This is a genomic window from Pseudomonas germanica (genome assembly GCF_019614655.1).
GTDB lineage: Bacteria > Pseudomonadota > Gammaproteobacteria > Pseudomonadales > Pseudomonadaceae > Aquipseudomonas > Aquipseudomonas neuropathica.
On record NZ_CP071586.1, the window covers coordinates 2341217 to 2364032 of the forward strand.

The 22816-nt window shown below is 61.1% G+C and carries 17 protein-coding genes and 1 other RNA gene; 11 read left to right on the top strand and 7 right to left on the bottom strand.

From position 1 onward, the window contains the following. The first annotated feature begins 2 nt into the window (after nt 1-2). The 5 genes from smc (at nt 3) to ffs (ending at nt 8700) form a co-directional block, all read left to right on the top strand. Nucleotides 3-3491, top strand: a complete 3489-nt coding sequence (gene smc, locus J0G10_RS10375; protein ID WP_116255236.1) for a chromosome segregation protein SMC — start codon at nt 3-5, stop codon at nt 3489-3491. 261 nt (nt 3492-3752) lie between these two features. Continuing rightward, on the top strand, nt 3753-4616 hold the full coding sequence (gene zipA / locus J0G10_RS10380; protein ID WP_220558390.1) for a cell division protein ZipA: 864 nt from the start codon (nt 3753-3755) through the stop codon (nt 4614-4616). A 160-nt stretch (nt 4617-4776) separates the two neighbouring features. Next, nucleotides 4777-7134 (top strand): NAD-dependent DNA ligase LigA, encoded by a 2358-nt coding sequence (gene ligA / locus J0G10_RS10385; protein WP_095124879.1) that lies wholly within the window; start codon nt 4777-4779, stop codon nt 7132-7134. 171 nt (nt 7135-7305) lie between these two features. After that, nucleotides 7306-8469, top strand: a complete 1164-nt coding sequence (locus J0G10_RS10390; RefSeq protein ID WP_095047727.1) for a zinc-binding metallopeptidase family protein — start codon at nt 7306-7308, stop codon at nt 8467-8469. Nucleotides 8470-8603: 134 nt separating this feature from the next. Next, nucleotides 8604-8700, top strand: an RNA gene (gene ffs, locus J0G10_RS10395) — signal recognition particle sRNA small type. A gap of 211 nt (nt 8701-8911) precedes the next feature. Here the strand turns inward: ffs and J0G10_RS10400 are convergent. After that, nucleotides 8912-9661: a substrate-binding periplasmic protein gene (locus J0G10_RS10400; protein ID WP_220558391.1), complete on the bottom strand. Its 750-nt coding sequence runs from the start codon at nt 9659-9661 to the stop codon at nt 8912-8914. Nucleotides 9662-9806: 145 nt separating this feature from the next. Between J0G10_RS10400 and dnaX the strand changes: the two genes are divergently transcribed. The 5 genes from dnaX to J0G10_RS10425 all read left to right on the top strand — a co-directional run bounded on the left by dnaX (nt 9807) and on the right by J0G10_RS10425 (nt 15613). Beyond that, the gene (gene dnaX / locus J0G10_RS10405; RefSeq protein ID WP_220558392.1) at nt 9807-11921 is read left to right on the top strand and encodes a DNA polymerase III subunit gamma/tau; all 2115 of its coding nucleotides are present in this window, start codon (nt 9807-9809) and stop codon (nt 11919-11921) included. Between the two features lie 67 nt (nt 11922-11988). After that, entirely contained in the window at nt 11989-12327 is a 339-nt protein-coding gene (locus tag J0G10_RS10410; protein WP_016984747.1) for a YbaB/EbfC family nucleoid-associated protein, read from the top strand. 276 nt (nt 12328-12603) lie between these two features. Next, nucleotides 12604-13638, top strand: coding sequence for an NADP-dependent oxidoreductase (locus J0G10_RS10415; RefSeq protein ID WP_095047723.1), 1035 nt, complete (start codon nt 12604-12606; stop codon nt 13636-13638). 66 nt (nt 13639-13704) lie between these two features. Then, nucleotides 13705-14307, top strand: coding sequence for a recombination mediator RecR (gene recR / locus J0G10_RS10420; RefSeq protein ID WP_007918335.1), 603 nt, complete (start codon nt 13705-13707; stop codon nt 14305-14307). Nucleotides 14308-14464: 157 nt separating this feature from the next. Then, nucleotides 14465-15613: an acyl-CoA dehydrogenase family protein gene (locus J0G10_RS10425; protein ID WP_220558393.1), complete on the top strand. Its 1149-nt coding sequence runs from the start codon at nt 14465-14467 to the stop codon at nt 15611-15613. Nucleotides 15614-15703: 90 nt separating this feature from the next. On the opposite strand, the gene J0G10_RS10430 is transcribed toward J0G10_RS10425, so the two are convergent. Together J0G10_RS10430 and fnr are read right to left on the bottom strand one after the other, a co-directional pair. After that, entirely contained in the window at nt 15704-16252 is a 549-nt protein-coding gene (locus J0G10_RS10430) for an adenine phosphoribosyltransferase (RefSeq protein ID WP_007918333.1), read from the bottom strand. A gap of 78 nt (nt 16253-16330) precedes the next feature. Continuing rightward, nucleotides 16331-17065, bottom strand: coding sequence for a fumarate/nitrate reduction transcriptional regulator Fnr (gene fnr, locus J0G10_RS10435; RefSeq protein WP_007918332.1), 735 nt, complete (start codon nt 17063-17065; stop codon nt 16331-16333). 154 nt (nt 17066-17219) lie between these two features. Between fnr and J0G10_RS10440 the strand changes: the two genes are divergently transcribed. Further along, the gene (locus tag J0G10_RS10440) at nt 17220-17702 is read left to right on the top strand and encodes a hypothetical protein (RefSeq protein WP_095047721.1); all 483 of its coding nucleotides are present in this window, start codon (nt 17220-17222) and stop codon (nt 17700-17702) included. Here J0G10_RS10440 and hemN read toward each other — a convergent pair. The 4 genes from hemN to J0G10_RS10460 form a co-directional block, all read right to left on the bottom strand. Then, complete coding sequence (gene hemN / locus J0G10_RS10445) at nt 17699-19081, bottom strand: oxygen-independent coproporphyrinogen III oxidase (protein ID WP_220558394.1); 1383 nt, start codon at nt 19079-19081, stop codon at nt 17699-17701. The genes J0G10_RS10440 and hemN overlap by 4 nt on opposite strands. A 200-nt stretch (nt 19082-19281) precedes the next feature. Continuing rightward, a complete protein-coding gene (locus J0G10_RS10450; protein WP_016984739.1) occupies nt 19282-19965 on the bottom strand; it encodes a sulfite exporter TauE/SafE family protein in 684 nt (227 codons plus the stop codon). Continuing rightward, a complete protein-coding gene (ccoS, locus tag J0G10_RS10455) occupies nt 19958-20170 on the bottom strand; it encodes a cbb3-type cytochrome oxidase assembly protein CcoS (protein ID WP_093431851.1) in 213 nt (70 codons plus the stop codon). Before ccoS ends, J0G10_RS10450 begins: the two co-directional genes overlap by 8 nt. A 24-nt stretch (nt 20171-20194) precedes the next feature. Continuing rightward, entirely contained in the window at nt 20195-22645 is a 2451-nt protein-coding gene (locus J0G10_RS10460; RefSeq protein ID WP_220558395.1) for a heavy metal translocating P-type ATPase, read from the bottom strand. Nucleotides 22646-22816 lie beyond the last annotated feature (171 nt).

Consider the following 22816-nt stretch of genomic DNA (forward strand, 5'->3'; position numbering starts at 1 on the left):
GCGTGCGGCTCAAGTGCATCAAACTGGCGGGATTCAAATCCTTCGTCGACCCGACCACGGTGAACTTCCCCAGTAACATGGCGGCGGTCGTCGGGCCGAACGGTTGCGGCAAGTCGAACATCATCGACGCCGTACGCTGGGTGATGGGCGAGAGTTCGGCGAAGAACCTCCGTGGCGAGTCGATGACCGACGTCATCTTCAACGGCTCGACCAGCCGCAAACCGGTGAGTCAGGCCAGTATCGAACTGGTTTTCGACAACTCCGACGGCACGCTGCTGGGCGAGTACGCCGCCTACGCCGAGATTTCGATTCGCCGTAAAGTCACCCGCGACAGCCAGACCACGTATTACCTCAACGGCACCAAATGCCGGCGTCGCGACATCACCGATATCTTCCTCGGCACCGGTCTGGGCCCGCGCAGTTACTCGATCATCGAGCAGGGGATGATCTCCAAGCTGATCGAATCCAAGCCGGAAGACTTGCGCAACTTCATCGAAGAAGCGGCCGGCATCTCGAAATATAAAGAGCGCCGCCGCGAGACCGAAAACCGCATCCGCCGCACCCACGAAAACCTCGCGCGTCTGACCGACCTGCGCGATGAGCTGGAGCGTCAGCTCGAGCGCCTGCACCGCCAGGCCGAAGCGGCGAAGAAGTATCAGGAATTTAAAGCCGAGGAGCGTCAGCTCAAGGCACAACTGTCGGCCCTGCGCTGGCAGGATCTCAACGAACAGGTCGGCCAGCGCGAGTCGATCATCGGCACCCAGGAAATCAGTTTCGAAGCGCTGGTCGCTGAGCAGCGCAATGCCGATGCGGCCATCGAACGTCTGCGCGACGGTCACCATGACCTGTCCGAACGCTTCAATCTGGTGCAGGGGCGCTTCTATTCGGTCGGCGGCGACATCGCCCGCGTCGAGCAGAGCATCCAGCACGGCCAGCAACGCTTGCGGCAGTTGCAGGACGACTTGAAAGAAGCCGAGCGCGCACGCCTCGAAACCGAATCGCACCTGGGCCACGACCGCACGTTGCTGCTGACCCTCGGCGAAGAGCTGGACATGCTCACCCCTGAGCAGGAAGTCACCAGCGCTGCCGCCGAAGAAGCCGCCGCTGCGCTGGAAGATTCCGAATCGGTCATGCACGGCTGGCAGGAGCAGTGGGACGCCTTCAACCTGACCGCCGCCGAACCGCGCCGTCAGGCTGAAGTGCAGCAGTCGCGCATCCAGCAGCTGGAAACCAGCATGGAGCGTCTCGCTGATCGGCAAAAGCGTCTCGGTGAAGAGCGCGCGCTGCTTTCGGCTGACCCGGAAGACGCGGCGATCATGGAACTCAACGAGCAGCTCGCCGAGTCCGAAGCGACCCTCGAAGATTTGCAGACCAGCGAAGAAGCGCAGGTCGAAAAGCTTGAACAACTGCGTCAGGAGTTGCAGCAAGCGCTGACCGCGCAGCAACAGGCGCAGGGTGATTTGCAGCGCCTCAACGGTCGTCTGGCTTCCCTTGAAGCCTTGCAGCAAGCTGCGCTCGATCCGGGCACCGGCACTGCCGAATGGCTGAAAGAACACAACCTCGCCGAGCGTCCGCGTCTGGCCGAAGGCCTGAAGGTTGAGGCCGGTTGGGAGCTGGCGGTGGAAACCGTGCTCGGCGCCGACCTGCAAGCGGTGCTGGTCGACGACTTCAGCGGCTTCGATTTATCCGGTTTCACTCAGGGCGATCTGCGCCTGCTCAGCCCGGCCAGCGATGGCGTGCGCGTCGCCGGCAGCTTGCTCGATAAGGTCGACGCGCAGATCGATCTGTCGCCGTGGCTCGGTCAGGTCAAACCGGTCGACAGCCTCGAGCAGGCCTTGGCCTTGCGCGGGCAATTGAGCGCCGGCGAGAGCTTGATCAGCCGCGACGGTTACTGGGTCGGCCGGCATTTTTTACGCGTGCGTCGGGCCAGCGAAGCGGAAAGCGGCATGCTCGCCCGGGGCCAGGAAATCGAAGCGCTGCATCTCGAACGCGAAGAGAAAGAAGCCACGGTCGAGGCTATGGAAACCCGTCTGCAAACCCTGCGCGCGCAACAGCGTCAGCAGGAAAACGGCCGCGAACATTTGCGCCGTTTGCTGCAAGACGAAGCGCGCCAGCAAGGTGAATTGAAAGCGCAGCTGTCCGCTGGCAAAGCCAAGGCTGAACAGCTGACGCTGCGCCGCACGCGTCTCGATGAAGAGCTGGTCGAGCTCGGCGAACAACGCGAACTCGAGCACGAACAGATCGGCGAAGCGCGCATGCAATTGCAGGAAGCGCTGGATGCCATGGCGCTGGACACCGAGCAGCGCGAGTTGCTGCTGGCCCAGCGCGACAGCCTGCGCGAACGCCTTGACCGGGTGCGTCAGGAAGCGCGCCAGCACAAGGATCACGCGCATCAATTGGCCGTGCGTCTTGGCTCGTTGCGCGCGCAGCATGACTCCACGCGTCAGGCGCTGGAGCGTCTGGAAATGCAGGCCGAGCGCCTGACTGAAAAGCGCGAACAGTTGAGTCTGAATCTGGAGGAGGGCGAGGCACCGCTGGAAGAGCTGCGCCTGAAACTCGAAGAACTGCTCGACAAGCGCATGACCGTCGATGAAGAACTGAAGACCGCGCAGATCGCTTTGGAAGATGCCGATCGCGAATTGCGCGACGCGGAAAAGCGCCGGACTCAGGCCGAGCAGCAATCGCAGTTGATTCGCGGCCAGCTCGAACAGCAACGCATGGAATGGCAAGCCCTGACCGTGCGCCGCAAGGCTTTGCAGGATCAGTTGCTCGAGGACGGCTACGATCTTAACGGCGTGCTCGCGACATTAACCGCGCAAGCCAGTGAACGCGAAGCCGAAGAAGAACTCGAACGCATCAACGCGCGGATTCAGCGCCTGGGTGCGATCAACCTCGCGGCCATCGATGAATACACGCAACAGTCCGAGCGTAAACGTTATCTGGATGCCCAGGACGCCGATCTGGTCGAAGCGCTGGAGACCCTGGAAAACGTCATTCGCAAGATCGACAAGGAAACCCGTAACCGCTTCAAAGATACCTTTGATCAGATCAATGGTGGTTTACAGGCGCTTTTCCCGAAAGTTTTCGGTGGCGGGCGCGCGTATTTGGAACTGACGGGCGAAGATCTACTCGATACAGGGGTAACGATCATGGCGCAGCCGCCAGGGAAGAAGAACAGCACCATCCATTTGCTCTCCGGCGGGGAGAAAGCCCTGACCGCACTGGCACTGGTTTTTGCCATCTTCAAATTGAACCCGGCGCCGTTCTGCATGCTTGATGAGGTTGACGCGCCACTGGATGACGCTAACGTTGGACGCTACGCACGCTTGGTCAAAGAGATGTCGCAGACCGTGCAGTTCATCTATATCACCCACAACAAGATCGCCATGGAAATGGCCGAGCAGTTGATGGGCGTAACGATGCATGAACCGGGTTGTTCGCGACTGGTAGCCGTGGATGTCGAGGAGGCGATGGCGATGGTGGATGCCTGAGTCAGCGTGGTGTCGGAAAAGGTAATTCAGGTCTGTAGGACTTTTTTACCAACTGCGACTTGCTGGCCAATCGACATATTCGCGCAAGCCAAATGAGACAGACGGTGTAAAGTTGTCTTTGGTCGTGCTAGTTTAATGTCAATTTTTCGTATACGTGGGCAAAACGCCTGTCAGAACATAGAGTTGGCGCCACGTTTTAAAGCGGTTTGCACAATGTAAACCCCTTATTTTTCAGCATTTTTTATAGAGGCACGGGATTACATGGAAATCGGTCTGCGCGAGTGGCTGATCGTCATCGGCATCATTGTGATAGCCGGTATTCTTTTCGATGGCTGGCGCCGTATGCGCGGCGGCAAGGGAAAACTGAAATTCCGTCTTGACCGAAGTCTGTCCAACCTGCCGGACGAGGACACCAGCGCTGAGCTGTTGGGCCCGGCTCGCGTGCTGGACACTCACAAAGAGCCGCAACTGGACGAACACGACCTGCCGTCGGTGAGCATGCCGGCCCGCGAAGCACGCGAGCCTCGCGAATCCGGCTCGAAACGTGGCAAGCGTGGCAGCAACGGTCCGGCTCAGGGCGACCTGAACCTCGACCTGGATCTGGACGGCGGCCCGAGCTTCAGCAGCCGTGACAACGATTTCGTTGAAGACAGCAAGCCTGCGCAGGCGATGGCCGACAAGGATCAGCCGCAAGCTGAAGAAGTATTGGTCATCAGCGTGATCTGCCGTGATGCCGCTGGCTTCAAAGGCCCGGCGCTGTTGCAGAACATTCTCGAAAGCGGTCTGCGTTTCGGCGAGATGGATATTTTCCACCGTCACGAAAGCATGGCTGGCAACGGTGAAGTGCTGTTCTCCATGGCTAACGCGGTCAAGCCGGGCATCTTTGATCTGGACGACATCGACCATTTCAGCACCCCGGCGGTAAGCTTCTTCCTCGGCCTGCCAGGCCCGCGTCATCCGAAGCAAGCCTTCGACGTGATGGTGGCTGCAGCCCGCAAGCTGTCGCAGGAATTGAACGGCGAACTGAAAGATGACCAGCGCAGCGTCCTGACCGCGCAGACCATCGAGCACTACCGTCAGCGCATCGTTGAATTCGAACGTCGCGCCTTGACCCAGAAGCGCTAAGGCCAAGATCAAAAGATCGCAGCCTCGTTTCACTCGACAGCTCCTACAGGATTGCGATGTCTGTAGGAGCTGCCGAAGGCTGCGATCTTTTGCTTCTGCTGCCAGAGATAGATGAATTAGAGCAGCTTCGGCTGCTCTTTTGCTTTTTGAGAGAACACCCATGACCGCCGCCAAAAACCGCATTCTTGAACTGCGCGCTGAACTCGATCAGCACAACTACCGTTACCACGTCCTCGACGAGCCGAGCATTCCGGACGCCGAGTACGACCGGTTGTTCCACGAGCTCAAAGCGCTGGAAGCGGCCAACCCGGAATTGATCACCAGCGACTCGCCGACCCAGCGCGTCGGCAGCGTGGCGCTGACCGCGTTCACCCAGGTGCGTCACGAAGTGCCGATGCTCAGCCTCGGCAACGCCTTCGAAGAAACCGATATGCGCGAATTTGATCGCCGGGTGACCGAAGGTCTGGACCTGCCGGCCGGCGATCTGTTCGGTGGCGGGGCGGCGGTGGAGTACAGCTGCGAGCCGAAACTTGATGGCCTGGCGGTCAGTCTGCTTTATCAGGACGGCGTGCTGGTACGCGGCGCCACGCGCGGCGACGGCACCACTGGCGAAGACATCAGCGTCAACGTGCGCACCGTGCGCAACATTCCCCTGAAACTGCATGGCGAAGGCTGGCCGGCGACCTTGGAAGTGCGCGGTGAAGTGTTTATGTCCAAGGCCGGTTTCGAGCGCCTCAATGCCTCGCAACTGGAAGTCGGCGGCAAGACCTTCGCCAACCCGCGAAACGCCGCCGCCGGCAGCTTGCGTCAGCTCGATTCGAAGATCACCGCCAACCGTCCGCTGGAATTCTGCTGCTACGGCATCGGTCAGGTTTCCCACGATATTTCCGACACGCACATCGGCAACCTCAAGCAGTTGCAGAAGTGGGGCATGCCGATCAGTCACGAGCTGAAACTGGCCAAGGGCATCGGCGAATGCCTGGACTACTACCGCGACATCGGCGAGCGCCGTAACTCGCTGGCCTATGAAATCGATGGCGTGGTGTTCAAGGTCAACAGCATTGCCGATCAGCGCGAACTGGGCTTCCGCGCCCGCGAGCCGCGCTGGGCGATCGCGCACAAATTCCCGGCGATGGAAGAACTCACCGAGCTGCTCGACGTCGAGTTTCAAGTCGGTCGTACCGGTGCTGTCACCCCGGTCGCTCGTTTGAAACCGGTCAAGGTCGCCGGCGTCACCGTGGCCAACGCCACGCTGCACAACATGGACGAAGTCGCGCGTCTGGGTCTGATGATCGGCGACACCGTCATCATCCGTCGCGCCGGTGATGTGATTCCGCAAGTGGTGCAAGTGGTCATGGATCGCCGTCCCGAAAATGCGCGCGCGGTGCAGATTCCAGAGAACTGCCCGGTGTGCGGCTCGCACGTCGAGCGCACGCAACTGATCAAGCGCAGCAAGGGCAAGGAAACCGTCAGCGAAGGCGCGGTGTATCGCTGTGTCGGCCGTCTGGCCTGTGGCGCGCAACTGAAGCAGGCGATCATTCATTTCGTCTCGCGTCGGGCGATGGATATCGAAGGGCTGGGCGACAAGAGTGTCGAGCAACTGGTTGATGAAGGTCTGGTCAGTTCGCCGGCGGATCTGTATGCCCTGAAGTTTGACGACATCGTTGATCTGGAAGGCTTTGCCGAGGTGTCGAGCAACAAGCTGCTCGCGGCCATCGAAGACAGCAAGAAACCGGGGCTGGCGCGTTTCATCTATGCGCTGGGCATTCCCGATGTCGGCGAGGAGACGGCCAAGGTGCTGGCGCGCTCGCTGGGTTCGCTGGAGCGTGTGCAGCAGGCGCTGCCGCAAGTGCTGACCTATCTGCCGGATGTGGGGCTGGAAGTGGCGCACGAGATTCACAGCTTCTTTGAAGATGCGCATAACCAGCAGGTCATCGCTGAGTTGCTGGGCCATGGTCTGCAGATTCAGGATCAGGGTGAGCTGGGTGCCGAGTTTGCCGCCAGCGCCACGCTGGGTGGCTTCCTCGACAAGCTGCACATTCCTTCGGTCGGCCCGGGCGGCGCGCAGAAGTTGGCGGACAAGTTCGGTTCGCTGGAAGCGGTGCTGAATGCTGACTGGCTGGACATGCGTCAGGCCTTGCCGGAGAAGCAGGCCAATTCGGTTCGCGAGTTTTTTGCACTGCCTGAGAACCGGCAACTGGCTGAGAAATCCGAAAAGCAACTGCGTGATTTCGGCATGCACTGGCAGAGCGAGAAGAAAGTCGTCGAAGGTTTGCCGCTGTCCGGCGAGACTTGGGTGCTGACTGGCAAAGTTGAGTTGATGAGCCGTGATGTCGCCAAGGAGCATCTGGAAAGCCTGGGCGCCAAAGTCGCGGGTTCGGTGTCTGCGAAGACTCATTGCGTCGTGGCAGGCCCCGGTGCCGGTTCCAAATTGACCAAGGCCAATGAGCTGGGCGTAAAAGTGATGGACGAAGAAACCTTCATCGCCTTCCTCAAAACCCATGGCCTGAACGTTTGATCGTTCCCACGCTCCCGCGTGGGAATGCCACCCCGGACGCTCCGCGTCCGCTGTGACGCAGAGCGTCACTGGATGCATTCCCACGCAGAGCGTTGGAACGATCAGCAAAGTGCGGGAACGATGTTGTCATGGGAATGATCTAGTCTTGGCAAGCCCCAGGGAGAGATCGCCATGCACCGTTTTTTCGAGCAGCTCAGTTCCCGCATCATCGCGCCGTTCATGGGCGAATCCTCACGCAACAGCAAACTCTGGCCGTGCCGCTGCGGCCAGTCGCTGTTCTTTCGTAACAGCCAGTGTCTGGCCTGCAACGCATTGCTTGGTTATCAAGCCGAAGAAAGTCGCCTGACTTCGCTGCAACCGGGGCCGTATGAGGGCACCTGGACGCTCGATGCCGACCCCGAGGCCGGACTGTTTCGCCGCTGCGCCAACCTCGACACAGCCGCCGCGTGCAACTGGCTGCTGCCGGCCAACGAACACGACAGCCTATGCATCGCCTGCAGCCTCAATCGCACCATCCCCGACCTGTCCGCCCCGGACAACCCTGAGCGTTGGCGCAAAGTCGAAATCGCCAAGCGTCGCCTCGTTGCGCAACTGATCACCCTCGGCCTGCAAGTCATCCCGAAAACCGTTGATGAAGACACTGGGCTGGCCTTCGACTTCATCGGCGTCGACCTCGAAGGCAACGCGCCGATGACCGGCCACGCCAATGGCCTGATCACCCTCGACATCAAAGAAGCCGACGACGCCCACCGCGAGCAGGTGAGGGCGGCGATGCATGAACCCTACCGCACACTGCTCGGGCATTTTCGTCATGAGGTTGGCCATTACTACTGGGATCGGCTGATCGCCAACGGCCCCTGGCTCGATTCATTCCGCAGCCTGTTCGGTGACGAACGCGCCAGTTACGCCGAGGCGCTGGACCGTCACTACCAACAAGGCGCACCGCAGGACTGGCCGCAGTACTACGTCAGCGCCTACGCGACCATGCACCCGTGGGAAGACTGGGCGGAAACCTGGGCGCATTATCTGCACATGATGGATGCGGTGGACACGGCGTTGGGCTTTGGCATGAGCGCACGGGAAATGGATTTCGACTATCAACCGTTTCCGCCCAGCACGCTGTACGACCCGGAGCATCCCGGCGGCGAGGCGTTCCTCTCATTCGTCAATGCGTGGATCGAATTGGCCGGCATGCTCAATGAACTGTCACGGAGCATGGGCCAGCCGGATTTCTACCCGTTCGTGCTGCCGGCACCGGCGATTGCCAAGCTGCACTTCATTCATCTGGTGATCCAGCAGGCGGGCGGCAGGGCGGATGAGGTTCTGACCCTGTAGGCGCTGCCGCTGGCTGCGATCTTTATGTCCTTGAGCCCGTTCATATTTTTTATCTGCAACCAACGGTTGTAACTTCGCTTCAGATAGGTACAATGGCGCGGCTCGCCGACAGGCAAGCGTCGTTATGGTGACCCCATCGGTCCCCCCGCAACGATTACCCGTGAACCTGGTCAGAGCCGGAAGGCAGCAGCCACAGCGGGAACATTGTGTGCCGGGGTGTGGCTGGTGGGGTTACCACCTTAACGAACAATCGAACGCTTCAACCAGAACTGCATGGGTTTCGCCCACTGCGGTTTTTTTGTGTCTGCGATTTGCCAAATCGACACATATTCCCCCTGTTGAAGATGACCCTGTGGGAGCTGGCTTGCCAGCGATAGCGGTGTGTCAGGTTCATCTATTTGACTGAAAATCCGCAATCGCTGGCAAGCCAGCTCCCACAAGGTTATGGGGTGTTGTCGGAGTGGCCGGTGTAGAGCCGGATAATCTCATCAATCTCCCCCGATATCTTCATCCGCAACAACGTGCGCAAGACCAGTTGCACCGGCACCTTCGGGTCATTGCGCACATAGCAACCCACCTTCTGCTCCTGCAACACGGCGACACCTTGCAGTTGCTGCTCAGGCATCAACCGCTGATTAAACCAGTCCAGCGTCCACTGATTGCTCACTGCATAGCGATAACGCCCGGCCAGCAGTTTCTCCAGCACCTGCTCCTGATTGCGCGCATCTTCACGTTGCAGCCGATCCGCATCAAACAGCGGTTGCAGGGTAGGGTAGGTGTAGCCCAGAACGGTGCCGATGGATTGGCGGGGCAAATGCGCGGGGACGACACTGGCAGGTTGATCCTTGCGGCTGATCAACAGATCGCGCTGGAAGAACAACGGCAGACTCCAGATGTAGTCCCCCGACTGATTCGGCAGCCACGACTGTGCGGCATAGCAGCGCACGTCGATCTCGCCGTGTTCCATCGCGCTCTGCACGCGGGCGCGGGGCAGGACGTGAAACTCGGCCGGTACGCCGACTTGCGTGGCCAGGCTGAGCATCAGATCGTAAAGAATGCCTTGCGTGGGTCGCCCGCGTTCGTATTGCACCATCGGCATCGCCCAGCTGTCGGGCATGGAGAAGCGCAACGGGGTTTCCGCTGCCGTCACATTCAGGCTGATTCCCAGCAACGCCCCCACGGCCCACCGCATAAACGCTCCGGTAATTCCCGATCCCGAGCCGATAAAAGCCTCTGCTCATGCAGCTTAGCCATATTAGACGAGGACACCGGATGCAATTTTGCCCTTGCTCCGCTAGCATTAGCCGCTTCAGCTTCCTTCGTTGCGACGGTTTTCGATGAGTTATCAGGTTCTTGCACGTAAATGGCGTCCGCGCTCGTTCCGCGAAATGGTCGGCCAGACCCATGTGCTCAAGGCTCTGATCAATGCCTTGGACAGCCAGCGGCTGCACCACGCGTACCTGTTTACCGGTACGCGTGGGGTGGGTAAAACCACGATTGCGCGGATCATTGCCAAATGCCTGAACTGTGAGACAGGTATCACTTCCAGCCCGTGCGGCGAGTGTTCGGTGTGCCGGGAAATCGATGAGGGGCGCTTCGTCGACCTGATCGAGATCGATGCCGCGAGCCGCACCAAGGTCGAAGACACCCGCGAACTGCTCGACAACGTGCAGTACGCGCCAAGCCGTGGGCGCTTCAAGGTCTACCTGATCGACGAAGTGCACATGCTCTCCAGCCATTCCTTCAATGCGCTGCTGAAAACCCTCGAAGAGCCGCCGCCGTACGTCAAGTTCATCCTGGCGACCACTGACCCGCAGAAACTTCCGGCAACGATTTTGTCGCGCTGCCTGCAGTTCTCGCTGAAGAACATGACGCCGGAGCGTGTGGTCGAGCATTTGACCCACGTTCTCACTGCCGAGAACGTACCGTTCGAAGACGATGCACTGTGGCTGCTCGGTCGCGCCGCTGACGGTTCGATGCGTGACGCCATGAGCCTCACCGACCAGGCGATTGCCTTCGGTGAGGGCAAAGTTCTCGCTACCGACGTGCGGGCGATGCTCGGCACCCTGGATCACGGTCAGGTCTATGACGTCCTGCATTCGTTGATCGAAGGCGACGCCAAGGCGTTGCTCGAAGCCGTGCGTCACTTGGCCGAACAAGGTCCGGACTGGAACGGCGTGCTCTCCGAAATTCTCAACGTGCTGCACCGCGTGGCCATCGCTCAGGCGTTGCCGGAAGGCGTCGACAATGGCCATGGCGACCGCGATCGCGTGTTGGCATTGGCGCAGGCCTTGCCGGCCGAAGACGTGCAGTTCTATTACCAGATGGGCCTGATCGGCCGCCGCGATTTACCGCTGGCGCCGGATCCGCGTGGTGGCTTCGAAATGGTGTTGCTGCGGATGCTCGCCTTCCGGCCGGCAGATACCGCGGACGCGCCGAGGCAACCGCTAAAGCCAGTGGGGATCAGCCAGGCCACAGTTGATTCCGCAAACTCCGTGGCTGCCGCGCCTAAACCTGCGCCGGTAGTCGCTGCGGCGGTTGGGCCGACGCCTGCTCCTGCGCCGGTGGCTGCAACTGCACCGGCTCCCGAGCCTGCGCCGGTTGCTCAAGTTGCTCAAGTTGCTCCCGTTGCCGAGCCAGAACCTGCGCCAGCGGCTGTCGTCGCCGAAGCAGTCGTCGATTTACCGTGGAATGATCCGGTAGAGCCAGAGCCAGAGCCCGAGCCCGAGCCTGCGCAGCAGCCAGCCGTAGAGCCCGTACTGGAAACCACCGCCGAGCAACCCGAGTTGCCGCCGATGCCGCTGCCGACCCCGGACAGCGTCGTTCCGGAGGCGCCTGAGTGGGCCGCCGCGCCGATTCCCGAGCCGTCGGTCGCCGACGTCGATGCCGCCACCCCGGGCATGGACCTGGACGACGAGCCGCCGCTGGATGAGGATTACATCGAGCCGGACATCGATTCGGCCTACAGCTACCTCGACGAGCTGGCCAGCGAACACGCTGCCGAGCCTGCCCCGGAACCCGAGCCAGAGCCGGCAGCGGCGCCAGCCACAGGTTTAGCGTTGCAGTGGCTGGAGCTGTTCCCGAAACTGCCGATCTCCGGCATGACGGGCAGCATCGCCGCCAATTGCACATTGATCGCCGTCGATGGCGACCATTGGCTGATGCACCTCGACCCGGCGCACAGCGCACTGTTCAACGCCACGCAGCAGCGACGCCTCAACGACGCGTTGAACCAGTTCCACGGTCGCACGCTGAGCCTGACCATCGAGCTGATCAAACCCGAACAGGAAACCCCGGCGCAGGCCGCCTCCCGTCGGCGCGCCAACCGTCAGCGCGAGGCGGAGGAGTCGATCCACGGCGATCCGTTCATCCAGCAAATGGTTCAGCAGTTCGGCGCAGTGGTGCGACACGATACTATTGAACCTGTCGATGCCTTGGTCGCCCAAGGCTAATAACTGAAGGTGCCCGGCCTCGCTGGCCGGGCGCTGTTTTGATCCAAGTACTTTTGAGGTGATTCCCATGATGAAAGGTGGCATGGCCGGCCTGATGAAGCAGGCACAGCAGATGCAGGAAAAAATGGCCAAGATGCAGGAAGAACTGGCCAACGCCGAAGTCACCGGTAAGGCCGGCGGCGATATGGTCACCGTGGTGATGACCGGTCGTCACGACGTCAAAAGCGTGAGCATCGACCCAAGCCTGGTTGAAGGCATGAGCGAAGATGACAAAGAAATGTTGGAAGCGGTCATCGCCTCCGCCGTCAACGACGCAGTGCGCAAGATCGAAAAGAACAGTCAGGACAAAATGGGCAACATGACTGCTGGCATGAACCTGCCGGCCGGTATGAAACTGCCATTCTGATTCGCCAACCGGCGGCAGATGAGCTACACAAAATGCCAGGCATCGCGCCTGGCATTTTTATTTCTGACTGATCGTTCCCACGCTCTGCGTGGGAATGCAGCCCGGGACGCTCCGCGTTCCAAGTCCAGAGCCGAACGCGGAGCGTCCGTTGCGGCATTCCCACGCGGAGCATGGGAACGATCAATCCCGGCCAACTGAATAAACATCGAACGCGCAAAAGCCTCAACGGTCTGCTCCCTATACCCGCTGAATTAACCCTTCACAGGAGACGCTGACATGTCCGACCCTCTCACCCTCAACCAGCGCTTTGTCCTCGCCTCACGTCCGGTCGGTGCGCCGACCCCGGAAAACTTCCGCCTCGAACGCGAAGCCTTGCCGGATCTGCAGGACGGCCAGGTATTGTTGAAAACCCTGTACCTGTCCCTCGATCCCTACATGCGCGGGCGCATGAGCGACGCACCGTCCTACGCCGCGCCGGTACAAATCGGTGAAGTGATGACCGGCGGCGCGGTCAGCCGTGTCGAGGATTCACGTCATCCGAAATTCCATAAAGGCGATCTGGTGGTCGGCGCGACCGGTTGGCAGAGCCACAGCATCAGCGATGGCCGTGACATCATGCCGATCCCGGCCGGGTTGCCGAGCCCGTCGATGGCGCTGGGTGTGTTGGGCATGCCCGGCATGACCGCGTACATGGGGCTGATGGACATCGGCCAGCCAAAAGAGGGCGAAACATTGGTCGTGGCTGCTGCGTCCGGCGCGGTCGGTTCGGTGGTCGGGCAAGTGGCCAAGATCAAAGGGCTGCGCGCAGTCGGCGTGGCCGGCGGTGCCGATAAGTGCAAGTACGTGGTCGAAGAGTTGGGTTTTGATGCCTGCATCGATCACAAGGCGCCCGATTTTGCCGAGCAATTGGCCAAGGCCTGCCCCGATGGCATCGACATCTATTACGAGAACGTCGGTGGTCATGTGTTCGATGCCGTGGTGCCGTTGCTCAACCCCAAGGCGCGCATTCCGCTGTGCGGCCTGATCGCCGGTTACAACGCCTCCGAAACGCCAAAAGGCCCGGATCGCCTGCCGATGCTGCAACGCACGCTGCTGACCAAGCGCGTGCGCATTCAGGGCTTCATCGTGTTCGACGACTACGGTGATCGTCAGCCGGAGTTCATCAGCCACATGGTGCCGTGGGTACGCGATGGCAAGGTGAAATTCCGCGAGGACGTGGTCGAAGGCCTGGAGCAGGCGCCCGAGGCGTTTATCGGTCTGCTCGAGGGGCGCAACTTCGGAAAACTGGTAGTGAAGGTCGCCCAGGACTGAGTATTTGACGCTGGCCAGAGGCGCGGGTATAAACCGCGTCTCGTTGTTTTGTCGGACTTTTTACCCATGAGCTTCAGCCCTTTGATTCGCCAACTGATCGACGCCTTGCGCACTTTGCCAGGCGTGGGTCAGAAGACCGCCCAGCGCATGGCGTTGCAGATGCTCGAGCGTGACCGCAGCGGCGGCTTGCGCCTGGCCCAGGCCCTCAGCCAGGCCATGGAAGGGGTCGGTCACTGCCGTCAGTGCCGCACGCTGACCGAAGACGATCTGTGCCCGCAATGCGCCGATACCCGCCGTGACGACACGTTGCTGTGCGTGGTGGAAGGGCCGATGGATGTGTATGCGGTCGAGCAGACCGGTTTCCGTGGCCGCTACTTTGTGCTCAAGGGGCATTTGTCGCCGCTCGATGGCCTGGGGCCTGAGGCGATCGGCATTCCGCAGTTGATGACGCGGATCGAAGAGGCGGGCACGTTTACCGAAGTCATTCTCGCGACCAACCCGACCGTGGAAGGTGAAGCGACGGCGCATTACATTGCTCAGCTGTTGAGCAACAAAGGCCTGATCGCCTCTCGCATTGCCCACGGCGTGCCGTTGGGTGGTGAACTGGAGCTGGTCGATGGCGGCACGCTGGCGCATTCGTTTGCCGGGCGTAAACCCATCTCTCTCTGATAAAAATCAAAAGATCGCAGCCTTCGGCAGCTCCTACATGGAAACGCGTATTTCCAATGTAGGAGCTGCCGAAGGCTGCGATCTTTTGATCTTCTGCATCTTGTAAACCAAGCAAGCGCTCGGTTAAGTTCGGCGAACCCTTCCGTGGAGCTCGCCCATGCCTGCCTTTCAGGAATACTTCGACCCCAGCCACCAATTGGTCCGCGACAGCGTCAGACGTTTCGTCGAACGCGAGATCCTGCCGGACATCGATCAGTGGGAAGAAGCCGAAAGTTTCCCCCGCGAGCTGTACCGGAAGGCTGGCGCGGCAGGCATCCTCGGCATCGGTTATCCGGAAACGCTTGGAGGCAGCCATGAAGGCGATCTGTTCGCCAAGGTCGCCGCCAGTGAGGAGTTGATGCGCTGCGGCTCTGGCGGCCTGGTAGCGGGGCTGGGATCGCTGGATATCGGCCTGCCACCGATCGTCAAATGGGCGCGCCCGGAGGTACGTGACCGGGTCGTGCCACAGGTGCTCAGCGGTGAAAAGATCAGCGCGCTGGCGGTTACCGAACCGGGCGGCGGCTCCGACGTCGCCAACCTGCAAACCCGCGCCGTGCGTGACGGCGATGTCTATCGCGTCAGCGGCAGCAAAACCTTTATCACCAGTGGCGTGCGCGCCGATTTCTACACCGTCGCGGTGCGCACCGGTGCGCCGGGGTTTGGCGGCATCAGTCTGCTGCTGATCGAGAAGGGTACGCCGGGCTTCACCGTTGGCCGTCAGTTGAAAAAAATGGGCTGGTGGGCGTCGGACACGGCTGAGTTGTTCTTCGACGATTGCCGCGTGCCTGCAGGAAACCTGATCGGCGCCGAGAACATGGGCTTCGCCTGCATCATGGGCAACTTCCAGAGCGAACGGCTGGCGTTGGCGCTGATGGCCAACATGACCTCACAGCTTGCACTGGAGCAAAGCCTGAAGTGGGCGCGCGAGCGTGAAGCGTTTGGCAAGCCGATCGGCAAGTTTCAGGTGATCAAGCATCGCCTCGCCGAAATGGCGACTGCGCTGGAGGTTTCACGGGAGTTCACTTACCGGCAAGCGGCGAAGATGGCGGCGGGGCAGAGCGTGATCAAAGAGATTTCGATGGCGAAGAATTTTGCCACGGACACCTCGGACCGGATCACCACCGAGGCATTGCAGATTCTTGGTGGGCTGGGTTATATGCGCGAAAGTCTGGTGGAGCGGCTGTATCGGGATAACCGCATCTTGTCGATTGGCGGCGGGACGCGGGAGGTGATGAACGAGATCATCAGTAAGCAGATGGGGCTTTAAAGGCAAAAGATCGCAGCCTTCGGCAGCTCCTACAGGGAAACGCACATTCCAATGTAGGAGCTGCCGAAGGCTGCGATCTTTTGCTCTTGATTATTTATCGGTCAACGCAAACTGCGTCAGGCAGAAGGTCGGGATGCCCATGTCCTCAAGACGCTGCGAACCTTGCAGTTCCGGCAAATCAATAATCGCCGCCGCTTCATGCACCCGCGCGCCCATGCGGCGAATCAGGTTGGCGGCTGCGATCAATGTCCCGCCCGTGGCAATCAAATCATCGAACATCACCACCGAATCGCCTTCACACAGGCTGTCGGCGTGCACTTCCAGGAACGCTTCGCCGTACTCGGTTGCGTAACCTTCGGCCAGCACGTCCGCCGGCAGTTTGCCTTGCTTGCGGAACAGCACCAGCGGCTTGTTCAACTGATAGGCCAACACCGAGCCGATCAGGAAGCCACGGGCATCCATCGCGCCAATGTGGGTGAAATCAGCTTCCACGTAGCGGTGGGCGAAACTGTCCATCACCAGGCGCAGAGCCGTTGGCGACTGAAACAGCGGGGTGATGTCGCGAAAGATCACGCCCGGTTTCGGGAAGTCGATCACAGGGCGGATAAGCGATTTGATGTCGAAGGAGTCGAAGACCATCGTCGAGGTGTCCTGGCAGGGCTGCAAACGGCGCAGTATACCCGCGGCTGAAACGCTTCGCTCAACCGCGGATCGAGATCAGCCTTCGATCGAGCCACCGGCCAGCGCGCAGAGCTGGATCGGGTCGAGGATGTGAATCTCTTTGCCCTCGGCGGCAATCAGTTCGTTCTGCTGGAAACGGGTGAAGACCCGGGACACGGTTTCCACCGCCAGACCGAGGTAGTTACCGATTTCATTGCGCGACATGCTCAGGCGGAACTGGTTGGCGGAGAAGCCGCGAGCGCGGAAGCGTGCCGAGAGGTTGACCAGGAAGGTAGCGATGCGCTCGTCGGCGGTTTTTTTCGACAGCAGCAACATCATTTGCTGGTCGTCACGGATTTCCCGGCTCATGACACGCATCAACTGGCGGCGCAGCTGCGGCAGTTGCAGGGCCAGCTCATCGAGACGTTCAAAAGGGATTTCGCAGACCGAAGTGGTTTCCAGTGCTTGGGCGGAGACCGGGTGTTTCTCGGTGTCCATGCCGGACAGGCCGACCAGTTCGCTTGGCAGGTGGAAGCCCGTCAGTTGCTCTTCGCCGCTGTCGCTGAGGCTGAAGGTCTTCAGGGCGCCGGAGCGTACTGCATAAACGGAATCGAACGTGTCGCCCTGGCGGAACAGGAACTCGCCCTTTTTCAGCGGGCGGCCGCGTTTAACGATTTCGTCCAGCGCATCCATGTCTTCCAGATTCAAAGAAAGTGGCAGGCAGAGAGGGGCCAGGCTGCAATCCTTGCAATGGGCCTGGTTGTGAGCGCGCAGTTTAACTGGCTCGGACATTTCTTAGATCCTTGTGGGAAAACACACATAAGCCGTAAGGGTAACTCACGGGAGGACATTCAGGCCAGTCTGGGGCGACTTTGCCCTACAGCCATAAAGCCACAGGGCCAGCAGCCGATAAACAGGTATCAAAGTGCATACAAGGAACGATTCGATGGCCGCCATTGGTACGCTGGGCCCCGCTAGCAGCGACGTTGCGGCAACGCCGGAAGCGTTTAAAGTTGCGTCCGGCAATGCACACAACCCAGGTTCGTCCGATGAGGCAACCCCGACCTTGGTCGAGGGCGTCAAAGTGTCGCTCTCCGGTGCATCGATTGCAAAATCCGCCAGTGCCGGTGGCGAAAACAGCGACATCGAGACCAGTGGCCTGCCCGAGAACATCCAGCAATTGCTGAAGATGATCCGCAAACTGCAAAAACAGATTGCCGAGAAAAAGGCACTCATCGAAGCGGTCATGGCCGACAAGCGCCTTTCCAACGAAGAAAAGATCATCAAGGCTGCCGCGCTGCGAGGCGCAATCGCCGCGTTGAATACCGGTCTGATCACGGCCAATCTGGCTTTGTCCAAAGTGGTCGGGCAGTCCGGGTTGACCGCGGATCAGAACCTGAGCGTCGGTTCGTTGTTGACGAAAAACTAAATCACCCGCGAAAAACGCTGGCGGTTCTGCTGTTCCAGGTAGGCATCGAACACCATGCACACCGAGCGCACCAGCAGACGACCCGCCGGCAACACGGCGATCCGCTCGCGATCCAGCGCGATCAGGCCATCACTGGCCATGCCTTGCAACTGCGGCCACAGCGCGCCGAAATAGCCCTGAAAATCGATGTTGAACTGCTGCTCGATCGCGGCGAACTCCAGGCTGAAATTGCAGATCAGCTGCTGGATCACCGCTCGGCGCAAGCGATCATCGGCGTTGCACACCAAGCCCCGGCTGGTCGCCAGTTGTGCGGCGGCGAGGGTGTTCTGGTACTCGTTGAGGTCGCTGCTGTTCTGGCAATACAAGTCGCCGATCTGGCTGATGGCCGAAACGCCCAACCCGATCAGGTCGCAATGGCCGTGAGTGGTGTAACCCTGGAAGTTACGTTGCAGGGTTTCTTCTTCCTGAGCAATCGCCAGCTCGTCATCGGGCAGGGCGAAGTGATCCATGCCGATGTAGCGATAGCCGGCGGCGGTGAGCTGCTCAATGGTGCGCTCAAGCATTTCCAGCTTCTGCGCGGGCGCCGGCAACTCATTGTCATTGATCCGTCGCTGCGGCATGAAACGCTCGGGCAGGTGCGCATAGTTGAACACCGAGAGCCGGTCCGGTTGCAGGCTGATGACTTCTTCAACGGTGCGGGCGAAATTTTCCGGGGTCTGCTTGGGCAACCCGTAGATCAAGTCGATATTGATCGAGCGGAACTGCAGGGTGCGCGCCGCATCGATCACCGCGCGGGTTTCCTCCAGACTTTGCAGGCGATTGACCGCGCGCTGCACCGCCGGATCGAGGTCTTGCAGGCCGATGCTGACCCGGTTGAAACCCAGTTCGCGCAGCAGGCCCATGGTCGACCAGTCGGCTTCGCGCGGGTCGATCTCGATGCCGTAATCGCCGGAGTCGTCCTCCAGCAAATTGAAATGCTTGCGCAGGTGCGCCATCAACTGGCGCAGCTCGTCGTGGCTGAGAAAGGTCGGCGTGCCGCCGCCAAAGTGCAGTTGCTCGACTTTCTGGGCCGGGTCGAGGTGGCAGGCGATCAACTGGATTTCCTGCTCCAGCCGCTGCAGGTAGGGCAGGGCGCGACCACGATCTTTGGTGATGACCTTGTTGCAGGCGCAGTAGTAGCAAATGTTCGCGCAGAACGGCACATGCACGTAGAGAGACAACGGGCGCAGGGCCTTGCGGCTGTCGCGCAGGGCATGAAACAGGTCGAAGGTGCCGACCTGACTGTGAAATTGCACGGCCGTCGGATACGAGGTGTAGCGCGGCCCCGCCAGGTCGTAGCGGCGGATCAGATCAGAGTCCCAACGAATGGCGTCGAGCATGCGGGCATTCCCCCGGATAGGCTGGCAGTGTGAGCGAGTCTATCGGGGGGCGGTGGTGGCGCTGTTGATTTGCATCAACGGGGAGAGGTGTGGTGTTAGTGCGGGCCTCTTCGCGAGCAGGCTCGCTCCCACATTGGATCGGTGGTGCAACACAAATCCCCTGTGGGAGCGAGCCTGCTCGCGAAGGCCGCGCCGCCGATCTAATGGCCCATGAGCCAATGCTGATGTGGGCCGGGTAATGTCCAGATCCCGAACAGGATCACCAGCAATCCGCCCGCCATGCGCACGCTGCGTTTGCGCAAAATGGCAGTCACGCGTTCCGCCGCAAGCCCCGTCGCCAGCAATACCGGCCAGGTGCCGAGGCCAAACGCGAGCATCAACAACGCACTGTCCAGCGCATTGCCCTGACTCGCCGACCACAGCAACGTGCTGTAAACCAGTCCGCAGGGCAGCCAGCCCCACAACGCGCCAAGCAATAGAGCCCTAGGCAGACTCGACACCGGCAGCAAGCGGTTGGCCACCGGCTGAATGTAGCGCCACAAACCGCGCCCAAGACTTTCAATGCGCGTCAGCCCGCTCCACCATCCGGCCAGATACAAACCCATGGCGATCAGTAGCAATCCAGCCAGCACGCGCATGAACAGCGCGGCCGGACTGTTGGCGACAGCCCATCCGGCCAGACCGATCAACAAACCAGCCGTGGCATAACTGAGAATCCGCCCAAGGTTATACGCCAGCAACAAGCGGAAACGCCGGCTGCGCTGTTCCTTGGGAATCGCCAGGGTCAGCGCGCCCATCAAACCGCCGCACATGCCCAGGCAATGACCGCCACCGAGTAGGCCGAGGATCAATGCCGATACCAGCAAGGGCGCCAGTTCAAGCATGAGGTGGGGCCTTGTCGTCCGGTTTGTCGGGGTTGGCTTCGTCCACGGCGGCGGTGTGGTTCGGGTCCTGATCATCGAACAGGATGCTGTGCGCCGGGCCGTCGAGGTCGTCGTACTGACCGCTGTCCACCGCCCAGAAAAAGATGTAAACGGCGATGGCCACGATCAGCAGGGCGGCCGGGATCATCACGTAGAGAGCTGGCATCTGTACTCCAGGTGCCCGCGCGGCTCAGGCCGGCAGCGGGCGGATTTGCGATCGGGTGCTGGCGGGCGGCGGACTCGGCAGGCGAGTCAGACGCAAGGCATTGAGCACCACGGTCAACGAACTGATCGACATGCCGACGGCGGCCCACACCGGCGTGATCCAGCCGAGGGCGGCGAACGGCAACATGAGGCCATTGTACAGCGCCGCCCACAGCAGGTTCTCGATGATGACCCGACGGGTGCGGCGCGCCAGCATGAAAGCCTGGACCAGCGCGTCGAGTCGGTTGGACAGCAGCACCGCATCAGCACTGGTTTTCGCCAGATCGGTGGCCGAACCCATGGCGACACTGATGTCGGCCGCGGCGAGTACCGGCACGTCATTGACGCCATCGCCGAGCATCAGCACTTTGCGACCTTCCTTGTGCAACTGTTGCAGGACTTGCAGCTTGTCGTCCGGGCGCAGACCACCGCGAGCCTCGTCGATGCCGAGTTCTGCCGCCACACTGGCGACCATCGGCGAGCTGTCGCCCGACAACAGCAATGTGCGCCAGCCGCGCGCCTTGCACGCGGCGAGCAGGGCGGGGGCGTCGTCACGCAAGCGATCGTCGAGGACGAACCACGCCAGCGGCCCCTGAGCGTCGCCGAGCAGCAGCCATTGGCCGGCCTCGTTCGGCATGCCGGGCACGTTCGCACCGCTGAGGGCGCAGACAAATTCTGCCTGGCCGATGCGCAAACGCTGTCCGCCCACCAAGCCTTCGAGGCCAAGCCCCGGCGTGCTGTGGACTTCTTCAGCGGCCAGCGGCGCACGGCCGAAGGCGCGGGCAATCGGATGTTCCGAACGGTTTTCCAGTGCGGCGGCAAGGCTCAGGCATTCATCGCTGTCGCGCGCGCCGAGCGGGCGAATCGAGCGCAGCACCAGTCGGCCTTCGGTGAGGGTGCCGGTCTTGTCGAAGATCACCGTGTCGATTTGATTCAAGCCTTCCAGCACGTGACCACGGGTCAGCAGCAAACCGAGTTTGTGCAATGTCCCGGTGGCTGCGGTGAGCGCGGTCGGTGTTGCCAGCGACAGCGCGCACGGGCAGGTCGCAACGAGCATGGCGAGGACGATCCAGAATGCGCGCGATGAATCCAGCTCCCACCAGAGCAGGCCGATGGCCGCGGCGGCAATCAGTGATAACAGCAAAAACCATTGCGCGGCGCGGTCGGCGATTTCCGCCAGTCGCGGTTTTTCCGCTTGGGCGCGGTCGAGCAGGCGGACGATGGCCGACAGGCGCGTGTCTTGGCCCAGCGCCTGAACTTCCACGGTCAACGCGCCTTCGACATTGAGCGTGCCGGCAGTGACCGTGTCGCCGAGGGTACGCGGTTGCGGCAGGTATTCGCCGGTGAGCAGTGATTCGTCGATGCTCGATTGGCCGTCGATGATCTTGCCGTCCGCCGGCAGAATCGACCCGGCCTGCACCAGAATCCGCTCGCCGAGGCGCAGTTCGCTGAGCAGGATGCGTTCGCTCTGGCCGGCTGCATCAAGGCGCAGGCAAGAGGCAGGCAATAGATTGACCAATTGCGCGGTGGCGGCAGCGGTGCGTTCGCGGGCACGGCGTTCGAGATAGCGGCCGGCAAGCAGGAACAACGCAAACATCCCCACCGCGTCGAAATACAACTCGCCGACCCCGGTGATCGAGGTCCAGATCCCGGCAATGTAAGCACTGCCGATCGCCAGCGACACCGAGACATCCATGGTCAGGTGGCGTGTGCGCAGATCGCGCATCGCGCCTTTGAAGAACGGCGCGCAGCTGTAGAACACGATCGGTGTGGTCAGGAACAGCGCGACCCAGCGCAGGATCGTGTGCAGCTCGGGGCTGAGGTCGATGTTGAATTCCGGCCAGGTGGCCATGGTCGCCATCATCGCCTGGAACCACAGCAGACCGGCGACACCGAGTTGGCGCAGGGCCAGACGGTTTTCGCTGGCCAGTTGTTCGCTGGCGCGATCGGCCTGATACGGGTGGGCGGCGTAGCCGATGTGGCGCAGTTCGGCGAGCACTTGGCTCAGCGGCAATTGCGCGTCGGCCCAGCGCACATGCAGGCGATGGTTGGACAGGTTCAGCCGCGCCTCGGCCACGGCGGGCAGCGTGCGCAGGTGTTTTTCGATCAGCCAGCCGCAGGCGGCACAACTGATGCCTTCCATCAACAGGGTGGTTTCGGCCAGATCGCCTTCGTGGCGGACGAAGGGTTGCTGCACATCGGCGCGGTCGTACAGGGCCAGTTCATCGACCAATTGCACCGGCAATGCTTCGGGGTTGGCCGAGGCTTCGCTGCGGTGTTGGTAATAGCTTTCCAGACCGCCGGCGACGATGGCTTCGGCCACCGCCTGACAGCCCGGGCAGCAGAATTCGCGGGATTGCCCGAGTACGACGGCAGTGAAGCGGCTGCCGGACGGGACCGGCAGGGCGCAGTGATAGCAGGGGAGTGGGGTGGTCATGGCATCGTTGAGGGGGTAAGCCCTTGCATTGGGGTTGTCCGCTTGCCCTCACCCCAGCCCTCTCCCGGAGGGAGAGGGAGCCGATCGGTGTGAGCCGGAAAAACTGGTTCAGTCGGCTGGATCTTTACTGTCATACACAAAACGTGCAAACGCTCTAGATCAGTCCCCTCT